Source organism: Bacillus sp. FSL R5-0820 (assembly GCF_038593385.1).
Lineage (GTDB): Bacteria > Bacillota > Bacilli > Bacillales > Bacillaceae > Bacillus > Bacillus altitudinis.
Genome location: NZ_CP151991.1, coordinates 2,952,025 through 2,964,392, shown reverse-complemented (window position 1 = coordinate 2,964,392; position 12,368 = coordinate 2,952,025). Strand labels below are relative to the sequence as shown.

Annotated in this window: 13 protein-coding genes; 6 read left to right on the top strand and 7 right to left on the bottom strand. The window is 41.6% G+C overall.

Features of this window, described 5'->3' with window-relative positions; translation table 11 throughout:
* Window positions 1-34: 34 nt before the first annotated feature.
* The 3 genes from NST15_RS15440 to NST15_RS15430 form a co-directional block, all read right to left on the bottom strand.
* Complete coding sequence (locus tag NST15_RS15440; protein ID WP_317327996.1) at window positions 35-1,021, bottom strand: ABC transporter substrate-binding protein; 987 nt, start codon at window positions 1,019-1,021, stop codon at window positions 35-37.
* 41 nt (window positions 1,022-1,062) lie between these two features.
* The gene (locus NST15_RS15435; protein WP_249670063.1) at window positions 1,063-2,367 is read right to left on the bottom strand and encodes an NtaA/DmoA family FMN-dependent monooxygenase; all 1,305 of its coding nucleotides are present in this window, start codon (window positions 2,365-2,367) and stop codon (window positions 1,063-1,065) included.
* Window positions 2,368-2,630: 263 nt separating this feature from the next.
* Window positions 2,631-3,425 carry an AraC family transcriptional regulator gene (locus NST15_RS15430; RefSeq protein WP_342498635.1) on the bottom strand — a complete coding sequence of 265 codons (795 nt, stop codon included), beginning with the start codon at window positions 3,423-3,425 and terminating at the stop codon, window positions 2,631-2,633.
* Window positions 3,426-3,702: 277 nt separating this feature from the next.
* Here NST15_RS15430 and NST15_RS15425 point away from each other — a divergent pair, with 277 nt between their 5' ends.
* From NST15_RS15425 to NST15_RS15400, 6 genes are all read left to right on the top strand, one after another.
* Window positions 3,703-4,104: a hypothetical protein gene (locus tag NST15_RS15425; protein WP_342498634.1), complete on the top strand. Its 402-nt coding sequence runs from the start codon at window positions 3,703-3,705 to the stop codon at window positions 4,102-4,104.
* A gap of 15 nt (window positions 4,105-4,119) precedes the next feature.
* Window positions 4,120-4,785, top strand: coding sequence for a PspA/IM30 family protein (locus tag NST15_RS15420; protein WP_046527521.1), 666 nt, complete (start codon window positions 4,120-4,122; stop codon window positions 4,783-4,785).
* A gap of 111 nt (window positions 4,786-4,896) precedes the next feature.
* Window positions 4,897-5,766: a DUF4097 domain-containing protein gene (locus tag NST15_RS15415; RefSeq protein ID WP_046527522.1), complete on the top strand. Its 870-nt coding sequence runs from the start codon at window positions 4,897-4,899 to the stop codon at window positions 5,764-5,766.
* Between the two features lie 30 nt (window positions 5,767-5,796).
* The gene (gene liaF, locus NST15_RS15410; protein ID WP_242732097.1) at window positions 5,797-6,561 is read left to right on the top strand and encodes a cell wall-active antibiotics response protein LiaF; all 765 of its coding nucleotides are present in this window, start codon (window positions 5,797-5,799) and stop codon (window positions 6,559-6,561) included.
* Window positions 6,558-7,622 (top strand): two-component system sensor histidine kinase LiaS, encoded by a 1,065-nt coding sequence (liaS, locus tag NST15_RS15405; protein ID WP_342498633.1) that lies wholly within the window; start codon window positions 6,558-6,560, stop codon window positions 7,620-7,622. The genes liaF and liaS overlap by 4 nt, the downstream gene beginning before the upstream one ends.
* A complete protein-coding gene (locus NST15_RS15400) occupies window positions 7,619-8,254 on the top strand; it encodes a response regulator transcription factor (RefSeq protein ID WP_007500305.1) in 636 nt (211 codons plus the stop codon). Before liaS ends, NST15_RS15400 begins: the two co-directional genes overlap by 4 nt.
* A gap of 42 nt (window positions 8,255-8,296) precedes the next feature.
* Here NST15_RS15400 and NST15_RS15395 read toward each other — a convergent pair whose 3' ends face one another.
* Genes NST15_RS15395 through NST15_RS15380 form a run of 4 tightly spaced genes read right to left on the bottom strand, consistent with a single transcriptional unit; the run spans window position 8,297 to window position 12,326 of the window.
* Window positions 8,297-8,665 carry a hypothetical protein gene (locus tag NST15_RS15395; RefSeq protein WP_007500307.1) on the bottom strand — a complete coding sequence of 123 codons (369 nt, stop codon included), beginning with the start codon at window positions 8,663-8,665 and terminating at the stop codon, window positions 8,297-8,299.
* A 37-nt stretch (window positions 8,666-8,702) separates the two neighbouring features.
* Entirely contained in the window at window positions 8,703-9,824 is a 1,122-nt protein-coding gene (locus tag NST15_RS15390) for a Ger(x)C family spore germination protein (protein ID WP_041507750.1), read from the bottom strand.
* Window positions 9,821-10,915, bottom strand: a complete 1,095-nt coding sequence (locus tag NST15_RS15385) for an endospore germination permease (RefSeq protein WP_008347081.1) — start codon at window positions 10,913-10,915, stop codon at window positions 9,821-9,823. Before NST15_RS15385 ends, NST15_RS15390 begins: the two co-directional genes overlap by 4 nt.
* Window positions 10,902-12,326: a spore germination protein gene (locus NST15_RS15380; RefSeq protein WP_342498632.1), complete on the bottom strand. Its 1,425-nt coding sequence runs from the start codon at window positions 12,324-12,326 to the stop codon at window positions 10,902-10,904. The genes NST15_RS15385 and NST15_RS15380 overlap by 14 nt, the downstream gene beginning before the upstream one ends.
* Between the last annotated feature and the right edge of the window lie 42 nt (window positions 12,327-12,368).

Genomic DNA, 12,368 nt, shown 5'->3' with positions numbered 1-12,368 from the left:
AGCCACATGATTTCATAGCTGACTATACGCAGTCTCATTTATTTTCTAATTGCTGCTGCAAGACTTCTAAAAAATGGATGCGGCTATAAGCAGGTCCTCCTTCAAGAAGTGGATTCACTACATTGATATAAACCTGATCCTTTTTAAAGGCGGTCATGTTTTGAATAACAGGATTCTTTTTCATGTCATCAAATGCATGTTGTGCCTCTTGATTTTCATCCGTAGAAAATTGTACAAATAGATAATCCGGATTCATTTCCCCTAGTTGCTCGACAGAGATTGCTTCTTGCGTCTTTGCCAACCTAATCGGTTGAGGAACGGCAAGACCCAATTCGTTATACAAGACAGGATTGAAATACACATCTTCTGGATATACGAAGGCTTGTGCTCCCCGAATTCGAATGATGGCTACTTTTTTATTCTTGAGCTTCTCCTTTAACGAGGCTTTTGCGTCTTTGACATCTGTTTTGTATTGAGTGAGGATTTTGTCTGCTTTCGTCTGTTTCCCTGTTAAATCGGCCATTAGCTCTAAATTAGCCTCCCAATTTGTCGCGATATGGGATATTGGAATGGTCGGAGCAATTTTCTCTAACTTGTTTAGTACGACTTGTTGAAATTTAGAGGAACCTAAAATAACGTCAGGTTTCAATTTTAATATTTTCTCAAAATTCGGCTGCTGTTTTTCACCAATTGATTCGGAATCGCCTGTGATCGAAGCAAATATTTTCGGAAACTTTCCTCCTACTGATATTGCCCCTGTTGGATGAACATCAAGTACAAGTGCATCTTCCATCGCTTCCATCGCCCCAGTAATGACGATTTTTTCGGTTTTTTTCGGGATGGTATACGTTTTCCCAAGATACTCTATTGTTTTCGTAGCAGCATCTCCTAAATCTTCAATTCCGATATTTTTGCTTCCGGAGGCCGTAGTTGATTGCTTAGGTTTGTCTCCGCCACCGCAAGCCGCCATGATCAGCATCAGTAAGGAAATGAAGCCGATGATCATTAATTTTTTATTCATCTTTTCAAAACTCCTCTCAAACTGTCTATTGTGGTCGTGCTTTATTTCATCCCCATATGTTCACGCAAGGTGGATCCTGTATATTCACTCCTAAACAAGCCATGTTGGACAAGTAAAGGGACCAATTCGTTAAAAAATAGTTCTAGTGATTGTACTGAGCCCGGAAGTGCAATGAATCCGTCTAAAGCACCTGTTTCAAACCATCTGGTTATTTCTCTCTGGGCATCCTCAGTTGTTCCCACGATTACCCAGTGTGCCGATCCAATGACCTCAGGCCTAGAGAGTAGTTCTCTTACGGTAGGCTGCGTTTGTACAATCAACCTGCGCAGCAAATCAGCATGGGTCTGACTGCGTACCTGCTCATCCAATCCTTGTAGCATATCGGCAGGAACGGGTTGATCTAAAGGGAGATGGCGAATATCGAGACCTAGAATCGATTGAATTGCTGCATAACCTTGTGCAGTGCTTAGATGGGAATGTGCCTCTCTATACATTTCATGCGCCTCGTCACGTGTTTTTCCTAAAAAAAAGTACAAGCCAGGCAGCACACGGATGTCATCCGGCTGGCGGCCATGCTTGCATGCTCTTCTCCTCATGTCTTTCCGTAATTGAATAGCTGAGGCCATATCAGGGGTGGATGCAAACATCGCATCTGCAGTTGAAGCGGCAAAATCACGCCCCTTTTCCGAAGCACCTGCCTGAAACAAAGGAATGGTTCCTGACGGATGGGCCGGCACATTGAGCGGACCCTTAACATGAAAGAAATGCCCCTCATGTTGAATAGAAGAAATTCTCTTCTTGTCAGCAAATTGTCCTGTCGTCCGATTGATGAGTAGCGCCTCGTTTGGATAGCTCTCCCAAAGCTTGCGTACAACATCCGTAAATTCCATCGCCTTCTTATATCGTTCTTCTGATGATGGCATGGGTGAATGGCTAAAATGATCGGCTCCGTCGATCGAAGTGACAATATTCCAGCCGGCACGTCCATTGCTGATCGAGTGCAAGGATTGAATCTGTCTTGCCACTACATATGGAGGATTGAACGTAGTCGAAGCGGTTGAAACAAGTCCAATTTGATTCGTCTCATGTGCAATCGAAGCAAGTAGAACCGTTGGATCAAGACCTCCAAAGCCAGGGGAATGATCCAAAGACTCTATGTGGAGGACCAGCGCATCCGGCTTAAAAAGAAAGTCAAGCTTGGCCATCTCTGCTCTCTTTGCAAGCTCGACGTAGAAGTTGGTTGAGAATAAGTGTTCTACCATGCTGTTTGGATGCTGCCAGCCTTTTCCCTTCAGCCAGGTCGCTGACAAGGACAATCCGATACAAAGCTGCCTTTTTTTGTTCACATCATCTGCCTCCCTGTCGTTGCTGAATATCACTCAGCAATAATTGATATTGATAATCATTATCATCGAATAGTATAGCAAGGACCTCGTGAAATGCGAATGCACAAATAACGAATATCACATGCATTATTATCTAATCAGGGCTGACAGAAGAGAGATGATCTATTTCTGAGGCAGTTAGGCTGGTTGTTTCATAGAGAGCTGTAGAAACCCTCTAAGGAATGAGGCTGACATCCATCGTTTTGAGAAGAAATACGACAGATTTATCTAACGGTATATGCGCTAGGTGGCACTCCGAATTTCTTTTTAAATACTCTGCTAAAATAGAGCGGATTAGGGTAACCGACAGTCATAGCAACATCACTTATCGGAATATTGCCTGTCTTAAGTATTTCACGCGCTCTTTCCATACGATACTGGATCACATAGTCAATTGGGTGAAGTCCGGTATATTTGTGAAAAAAATATGAGAAGCTTTTGGGATTCATATCGCACAATTCAGCGAGATCCTGAAGTGTTAATGGATTCATATATTGTCCTCTAATATAAGCGACAGCTTCCTCGATGACCCTTTCATTAGGAGAGCTATCTTTCTGCTTACAGCCCATTAGAATTTGATATAGGAGACGCAAAAATAATTCTTTGACTCGAAGTTTTCCCATCCCACCAGGTGTATGGATATTTTGATGGAGCATGGTGAGTATTTCTATGATTCTCGGATTTGCTCCCGTTTCCAGCTTGAAAGTATTGTCAAAGTCAGATTCTTTATCACAATTCAAATGATAAAAAAGTGAATGGTATTCGTATTCTGATTGACTGATTACCTGCAAGGCAAGCTGGCATCCCGGTGTTACATGCATGACAGATCCTGGCTGCAAATTGTAAATTTTTCCATTGATATTCAGTCTAGCTTCTCCACGAATGCTGAAAAGAAAGCCAGCACTTTCTGTCTTAAATTCACTTAATGTACTATGGGGCTGGATGACTAAACGATAGATTTCTTGTATGTGAAAAGAATGACTAGCAAATAGATCAGCTAGTTGATCTCTATTGATCAATGTACGACACCTGCCTATTTATTTAATCTATATACTACTTATTTTGTGATTTTACCATACGTTTAGCACCCACAAGAGCTAGAAATGGTAAATAAGTGAGCGGTTTTGTCTTCATGTTGATGTTCTTCTTTTCGAAGAGTGTTTTTTGTTTGATTCAACCGTTCAGTCTGAGCCATGTTACGACTCTGGTCGCAATTAAAGATCAATCTACGACACGTTTTGCCGGCTTCCTTTTTTGACTATAGTGAAAGCAAGGAGCAAGAAAGGAGGCATGAAGATGAAAATCACAAGTAAAACCATCATCGGTTCAATCCTGATGTTCATCGGTTTATCCATCTTCTTTGGTGGTTCATTGGGCGGGCTGATCCCGACTTTGATTGGGGCGTGGCTCATTTATGTAGGTGTCAAAAAATATGATAAAGGCAGTAAAACAACAGGGGTCATACTCACTATTATCGGTGTATTGCTCGTCGCACAGTCGCTGCCATTTTTACTCGGAATCGCATTTGCTGGAGTACTTCTCTACTTTGGCTGGAAGATGATCAATGGTGAATCTGCAAAGGAATCATCCGGCAGAACAACATATATATATATGGAGCCAAACACGGCACCGAACATGGAAGAACCCATGCACACGTCATTTGATCAAGAATGGGAAGACTTTTTAAAGAAAAAATAAAGGGAGGAATATGAAATGGTATTAAGAAGAGTACGTGATATGTTTGTTGCAACAGTCAATGAAGGCTTAGATAAATTGGAGAATCCGCGTGTCATGCTGAATCAATATGTTCGTGATATGGAGGACGATATTGCCAAAGCGAAGCATGCGATCATTAAACAGCAAACCATTCAGCAAGGTTTCTTGAGAAAAGCAGAAGAGACAGAAGCATTTGCTGATAAGCGAAAGAAACAGGCGGAGCTGGCGTTTCAGGCAGGAGAAGAAGAACTTGCACGGAAAGCACTGACTGAAATGAAGTATTTTGAAGAAAAGCACAACGAATATCAAGAAGCCTATCAGCAATCTGTTAAACAGCTGAAAGAGCTGAAAGAACAGTTGCAGCATCTAGAAACAAAGCTGCGTGATGTTAAAGACAAGAAGCAAGCGCTGATTGCAAGAGCCAATGCCGCACAGGCAAAGCAGCATATGAATGAATCTATGAATAAGGTTGATAGTGAAAGTGCTTATAAAGAATTTCTACGCATGGAGAACCGTATAGAGGAAATGGAGACAAAAGCGGGCAGTTATGCACAATTTGCCGATCAGGGTGCTTATGCTCATCTTGATTACGCTGATGAGGTTGAAAAGGAATGGCAAAAGCTTCAACGATCAAAGCAGCTTGAGAAACAGCCGGCAAACTAATGGAAATGTGTCAAAACGGAAGAAAAACAGGATTTTTCTTCCGTTATTTGATTTCTTTCTGTTTCGCTTTTCCTTATAATAAAAAGGTCAAAGGATAAAGGGATGATATAAATGAAACGGTTCATTGGTCTAATTTGTATACTTGTTGGTGTTTTTTTGATGATTGGGATGCTTTTCAAAAATGGAGATCTCTTTCATTTGAGCTTTTCTCGTGATAAAGCGGTCACAACAGCTTCAGCGAAAAAGGATGAGGTTGAACAATTAGATATCTCTCTTTCTGGATTTCGCATCAAGGTGGAGCCGGAAGATCGTTCGGATATTTCTGTGATGGTTGTGAATGGAAAAGGGAAAATGTATGCGGAACAAACAGGCGGAACATTCAAAGTCCGTGCTGAAAATAAAGGATTTTTGTTTTTCTCTGCATTTGAAAAAGGAGAACTCTTAGTCAAAATTCCAACAGATTATCATAAAGATGTGAAAATAACAGGTGGAATCGGCGTGAGCGAAGTAAATGGCGAAGGAAAGCTGTCTCTTCAAGATGTGACGCTCAAATCAACGAGCGGAAACCTCACAGCTGAGAACTTCTCAGCAAATCGTGTGGAAATCAAGGCGACTTCTGGCAGACTTTCAGTGTCTCATATTGATGCGAAGGAAAGTGATATTGGTGCCACTTCTGGTCGTGCTGATATTCAAGATGTAAAAGGAAAGCTGCAATTAGGCATGACAAGCGGCAGGCTGACAGCAAGCTTTGATACAATTGATTCACCAGTCGACTTTCACATGACATCAGGCAGTGCGAAATTGAACTTGCCAGATGAGGGAGATTTCAAAGTTCAAGTGAAAAAAACGAGTGGACGTATTGATCATTCGTATGATTTTGACCAAGCGGATAGTGAAGGCCGAGGTTTTACAGGCACGCATGGGAAAGGGACACACTTAGTCGATATTGAGATGACAAGCGGAAACTTAAAATTGCGGTAAACAAACGTAAAAAGGAAGGAGGCGAGTCAACTGCGTTTTTCTAGAAATCAAATTTTAGGCATCATTGTGGTGATTTTCGGTATTAATCTTTTTCTCAAAATTATTGGGATTGGGGCAGACCTATTTTGGCCAGTGTTTTTTGCTCTAGCTGGTTATTGGCTGCACTCTCGATCTAAACGTTGGCTCGGTTCGGTTTCCTATATTTTTGCAGGCTTTCTCTTCTTGAAGTTTCTACTAAATATCACGTTTAGTTTGACTGGGTATTTATTTGCTGCCTTTTTGATCTATGCGGGCTATCGTTTATTGAAAAACAAACCTGTTTTTGATGTCGATAAAAAGGATTCATCAGACGATGGAAAGCCTTCCCTGAAAGTCAATCTTGAAAAAGAGGGCGATCAGAAGAAAACAAAAAGCCAGACGAAGCCGCGCAAGGAGCATGATTTCTTTATCGGTGAAGTCAGGCTGATGAAAAAACCATTTCAATTAAGCGATTTGACCATTTCAGGTTTTATTGGCGATGTCAAAATCGACTTATCAAAGGCGATTATTGCTGAGGAAGAGAGCACGATCGTCATTAGTGGACTCATCGGAGATGTCGATATTTATGTACCTCAGGATATTGAAGTATGTGTGAGTGCTTCGGCCGCGATTGGTGATATGAAAATCATTGATGAAAAAAGAAGCGGGTTCGGCAGTAAAGTGTATGTCATGACAAATGATTATGACGAAAGCAAGCGAAAAGTGAAAATCTCCATTTCTCTCCTGATTGGGGATGTGGATGTGAGGTACTTATGAGGAAACTGCATTTAGGCATCCAGTGGCAATCTGTTCGTCTTGCAGTCGGTATCTCGCTTGGTGTTGTCATCATGACGACACTCCCGATGTTTTTTTATTACCAGCTTGATCCCATGATTTTGCTGTCTACGCGGTGGTTCGGCATCCCGTTTTTTTGTATTTTACTCATTATTAGTCTCGCCATTGGTGTATCAGCTGGGCATGTGTTTGGCTATCAGCATAAGAAGCGGCTGGATCAGCTTGTAGAGTCGATTTTGAAGTTTGAAAATGGGAATTTTGCCTATAGACTGCCTTCTCTAGGTGATGATGAAATTGGTTTGGCGGCAGATCAATTAAATGAAATGGCGAAACGAGTGGAAGGGCAAGTAGCCTCCTTACAAAAGCTCTCAAATGAGCGAGCTGAATGGCAGGTTCAAATGAAAAAATCGGTTGTCTCAGAAGAGCGTCAGCGTCTAGCGCGTGAGCTGCATGATGCAGTCAGCCAGCAGCTATTCGCCATTTCGATGATGACGTCTGCGATTCTTGAAGGGATGAAGGAAAGGGATGAAAAGATTTTAAAGCAAATGCGTCTTGTGGAACGAATGGCTGGCGATGCACAAAATGAGATGCGTGCACTCCTTCTGCATTTAAGACCGATCACCCTTGAAGGAAAAGACTTGAAAAAAGGCTTGATTGAGCTACTCAATGAATTTCAGGCAAAGCAGCCAATTGATATTGATTGGGAAATAGAAGATGATGCTCCGCTGTCTAAAGGGGTGGAGGACCATCTGTTCCGAATTGTGCAAGAAGCCCTTTCCAATGTGTTTAGGCATGCAAAGGCGACAAAGGTGACAGTACGTCTGCTTATTCGGAACCGTCAAGTTCAGTTGAAAATTATCGACAACGGGATTGGTTTTCAAACAGATCATGTGAAGACTGCTTCCTACGGACTTGAATCGATACGAGAAAGAACAAGTGAAGTAGGCGGTGTCGCAGAGATTATGTCATTTGAGGGAAAAGGCACACAAATTGATGTGAAGGTTCCCATTTTTGATGAAGGAAAAGGAGAGAACGTTCGATGATTCGAGTGCTTTTAATTGACGATCACGAAATGGTGAGAATGGGTCTTGCTGCTTTTTTAGAGGCACAGGCGGATATTGAAGTCATCGGTGAAGCGTCAGATGGACAAAAAGGTGTAGAACTAGCGGTTGAATTAAAGCCAGACGTGATTTTAATGGACCTTGTTATGGAAGGCATGGATGGCATTGAAGCTACGAAAAGAATTTGTCAGGAAATAGAGGATGCCCGAATTATTGTACTGACGAGCTTTATTGATGATGATAAAGTGTATCCAGTGATAGAGGCTGGTGCTTTAAGCTATCTTTTAAAAACATCGAAAGCAGGAGAAATTGCTGATGCCATCAGGTCTGCGAGTATCGGCGAACCAAGACTTGAATCAAAAGTAGCTGGAAAGGTCATGAACAAACTCCGCCATTCATCAAATGGGTCCATTCTGCACGATTCGTTAACCGCAAGAGAAATGGAAATATTAAAGCTGATTGCCGATGGAAAATCGAATAAGGTCATTGCTGAGGAATTGTTTATTACCATCAAAACCGTCAAGACACATATTACCAACATTCTTTCCAAGCTTGATGTAGAAGACCGCACACAAGCAGCCGTGTATGCACATCGCCATAAGCTGATTCAATAAAAAAACAGCTTTCAAATGAAAGCTGCTGGAACATGCGCAAAATTAGTCCTTCTGTCCTGTGATTGGACGTTCGGATAGTTGATGGAGCTCAGGAACTGGAAAAGCCTCCTGCTCCTCGGCCGATTTGTCTTCCAGGGTTTTCTTCATCTCGGAAAGCAGTTTGACGCTTTCCTTTGCCACTGCCGCTTTTTTCTCTTGCAAATCAATGATCTGTGAAAGTCCAACAAATAAACCGCCTCCAATCAGAAGGAGCGCAGGGGTTTGTCCATAATAAATCACGATCAAAAATGTGCTTGAAAAGCTGTCGGCTTCAATGAAGAAATCTTCTTTTGATTGCATGAATACCACGACTAATAGAAGTATTCCTAGAATCAAAAATAGAATGCCGGCCGAAAGTAAAGCTCGTTTCATGATTGACACCCTTTTTTTCTTACCATTTTAACATACTCTATAAGGATTGTGTTGCGCCCTTAGTCCCGAAGTCACGGATTTTCACATTTACCTTGTAACGAATATCCGATTCACTAAAAATGTCATCCCAATGTTTTGCTTCTTTTCGGAATTCCTTCGGATAGGCAATACTCGCTTTTTGATAAAATCCACAAATATCTGCTTTGATCTCATGCTGTAATTCCCCGATAAAATCTTTCACATTTTCCTCAAGTCGATGTGCCACGACTTTCTCAATTTCTTGGAGGTATTTTTCATTAAATGAATTTTCCCGTTCATTCCAATCCTCAGACAATCTGCCATCAAGCTCCACTGACACATCAAATTCATATTTGCCACTGGCTGTTTTATGGGTGTCAATGTTGTGTTTGATTTTAAAGATCTCAAAAGAATAAATGCTATGTTCATATTGGAATTCAATCACTCCGCCTGTTGCATCTCCAGTCAGCAGGTTGTAGGACTGCACCGCTAAAGGAGAGATGTTGGTGAGAAATCGTTTGTTCTGAATAATCGAGGCACCATCCAGCATTAATTTGCCCTGACTGACACTGACTTTCGGAATGGCAAAGGATACGTTGTTTTGCATAGCAGAAGAAATATCTCCTAAGGAAACGGGCTTGAACATACGAATGGTCGTTTTTGTATTCGAAGAAATATCGTATAAGGTGGAAGCGGCAGGCTGGCCGTCGTCATTGATTTTCAGCATATCTCCAGGCTTCTCAGAGGCCATAAAGACAAGGCTTCCTCTTCGTGTTTCATTGTCCCGAATGAATTGATTGATGACCAAATCGAAATTATTTTCATTGATAAGGTCTTGAGAAAACAAATAAACCCTCAGCTGCTGAGCAAAAATGCGGTGTGTTTTTAGGGCCGTTGTACGAAAAATTTGGTGTATGGAATCACCGCTTGTCTCAATAATCTTCGTCGGATCTTTCACGCTTGATTCTTGCTCAATTTTTTGCGGAACGAGCACCTGCATAGACAGCTTCAATTTATGTCCGTCATCTCCTTTATCTACAGCAAATCCAATTGCCATGTTGAGCTCCTCGATATTTGTACTATCCCAGCACCCGCATAATAGAATCAGTGAGAAGAGCGCAAGAACCGCTTTCTTTTTCATGCTGTTTTCCGCCTCCTTTTGAAAAATACGATGATAAATAAAAGAAACGGGAGTATACCAAATAGAAGAAAGAACAAGTTGTTTACGTAGGTTAAATAGTCTCGGACCGTATCAACATCTTTTGGGAAAAGAGCGGCAAAGAAGATCACAATGCCCATCAAGGCGAGCGCGATTTTTTTAGGGAATTTAGTCAATTTGATGACTCCTATCGTAGCAAAAAACGTATATCCTACAAAGCTCGTATAAAGCTGGACAAGCCAAACAATCAGCAAAAAGGATTCAATCCGTTCAATAAAAATCCCCTGAATATCAAATGATTGAAATAAGGCAATGGTCGGCCACGTCAGAGTCGCCGTTTCTTTCACCGTGAGCGCACCAACCACAAGAATATAGGTGAAAATATAGATGATCGCAGGAATCAAAAAGCCGATGGAGCCATATGCAAAAGTGTGTTTTTGCGTATTCATATAGGCAGGCATGAAAAGCATCATTTCAATGCCGACAAACGAAATGGCCGAAGCATTCAAGGAATTGAAAACAGGGGAAATGCCCTCTCCTAAAACTGGCCGTAGGTTATCGAGCTTAAACTCTTGTACACTAAGTCCGTAGGCTACAAATAAGATGATGAGTGTGACAATCAGAAAAAAAGGGCACAGCCGGGCAAAATCACCAATCCCCCCAATCACAAGGTAAAAACCAACCAAAATAAAGCTGATCATCGTCACGGCTACCGGTGTGTTTTGAAGTAGAAAGAATTTCACCATCTCAGACATGGCTCGTACTTCATAGCTGGCAACGCCGAGAAAGTAAATAATAATCAACAGGTTGGCAAGTGAGCCAATCCATTTCCCAAGTCCTTCTTTTGTATAGTCATAGTAGGAAGAAAAGGAGACCTTTTTCATCATGAGCACATTGACAAAAATGAACACAATGTATATCACACTCATGAGTAAGAGTGCAATCCAGCCGTCAGGTGTAGGCGCAGCTTGAGCCATTGATCTTGGCAGAATCATCATACTTGCGCCTAGCGTGGTATTGGCGATAATGGCACTTGCCTGATAGCTTGTGATCGACTCTTTATGATTGACCATGTCGTTCCCCTTTCTTTTGATTTTTCAAAGGCAATCTGATGATGGAATTGTCCTCATTTTTATAACTGAACACAAAATCTGGTGAAAAATATGGGGTGCCAAAGCTTTTTTGTCTGGTCAAATGAGTGAGTAAGACGAGCATAAACAGGACAAGTCCATATAAACCGAATGCAGCTGCAGTAAACATGGATACAAAGCGAAGGACACGAAATGATATCCCCATTCCATATTGAGGAAAGGTAAAGGATGCAAGTGCAATGACGCTGACAATAATGACCATAATGGAGCTGACGATATGGGCTTGTACGGCTGCCTGCCCAATGACAACACCGCCCACAAGTCCGATTGTTTGTCCAAGTGGATTAGGAAGTCTTAACCCGGCCTCTCGCAGCAGCTCAATGGTCATTTCCATGATGAGTGCTTCCACAATAGGAGGAAAGGGGACATTCTCTCGTGTGCTTGAGATGGAAATAGCTAAAGTTGTGGGCAAAAGACCTTGATGGAAGGACACAAGGGCAATATAAATGGCTGATAAAAACAATGTGAGAAAGATGGACGTAAAACGCAGCAAACGAATAAGAGAGGCGGCGATCCATCTTTCATAATAATCATCAGGTGACTGCATAATTATCGCAAGGGAAGCAGGCACAATTAAGATAAAAGGCGAATGATCAACAAAGATGGCGACGCGCCCATTGTTTAAAGCAGATGCGACTTTATCAGGCCGTTCTGTGTTTTGAATTTGCGGAAAAGGAGAATATACATTGTCTTCAATGAGCTCCTCAAGAACGCCTGAGTCTTGAATATCATCAATGGTGACTTGTTTGAGACGCTTTTTTACCTCTTTTAAAACAGAGGGCTCAACGATCCCGTCAATGTACATGATCGATACTTGGGTGTATTTCTTTTCGCCGATTTTCATGTCTACTGTTTTGAGATCAGGATTTTTCAAACGCTGTCTGACGAGAGCTAAGTTCGTGTTGATATCTTCAATGAAACCAATCTTTGGTCCTCTTACGACGGTTTCAGATGTAGCATCTCCTAAACTGCGTTTCTTCGTTCCGTGCGTTTCTAAAATATAAGCGTGCTGAAATCCATTAATCAGTACGACACAATGTCCTTGAAAAATAGCATCTACTAGTTCTTCAGAGGTTTTTACCGTACGGGTAGTCATCATCGATAAATTGGATTCTAGCTTCTCTTTTGTTAGAGAGGCATGATCTTGCAATAGCAGCTTTAAGAAGGTTTGAATCTGCATCGCTTCGTTCATTTCTTTAATGTATAAATAGTAGACAACCTGTCCATGAGGCAATGTTTTTTTCTCATGGATCAAATCATCCATGTCCTTTAACTGAGGGAGAATGACAGAGAGATTATCGTATAAGTGCTCTTTCAATGGAGTTTGATTCAAATGGATCACCCGCCTCAATTTCTTTTTCTTAGCATTACCTGC

What these genes read in the sequence shown, in the direction of transcription:
- NST15_RS15425 (WP_342498634.1), top strand. Translation starts at nt 3,703, where the DNA reads ATGAAAATCACAAGTAAAACCATCATCGGTTCAATCCTGATGTTCATC.
- NST15_RS15420 (WP_046527521.1), top strand. Translation starts at nt 4,120, where the DNA reads ATGGTATTAAGAAGAGTACGTGATATGTTTGTTGCAACAGTCAATGAA.
- NST15_RS15390 (WP_041507750.1), bottom strand. Translation starts at nt 9,824, where the DNA reads ATGAAAAAGAAAGCGGTTCTTGCGCTCTTCTCACTGATTCTATTATGC.
- liaS (WP_342498633.1), top strand. Translation starts at nt 6,558, where the DNA reads ATGAGGAAACTGCATTTAGGCATCCAGTGGCAATCTGTTCGTCTTGCA.
- NST15_RS15400 (WP_007500305.1), top strand. Translation starts at nt 7,619, where the DNA reads ATGATTCGAGTGCTTTTAATTGACGATCACGAAATGGTGAGAATGGGT.
- NST15_RS15415 (WP_046527522.1), top strand. Translation starts at nt 4,897, where the DNA reads ATGAAACGGTTCATTGGTCTAATTTGTATACTTGTTGGTGTTTTTTTG.
- NST15_RS15385 (WP_008347081.1), bottom strand. Translation starts at nt 10,915, where the DNA reads ATGGTCAATCATAAAGAGTCGATCACAAGCTATCAGGCAAGTGCCATT.
- NST15_RS15440 (WP_317327996.1), bottom strand. Translation starts at nt 1,021, where the DNA reads ATGAATAAAAAATTAATGATCATCGGCTTCATTTCCTTACTGATGCTG.
- NST15_RS15395 (WP_007500307.1), bottom strand. Translation starts at nt 8,665, where the DNA reads ATGAAACGAGCTTTACTTTCGGCCGGCATTCTATTTTTGATTCTAGGA.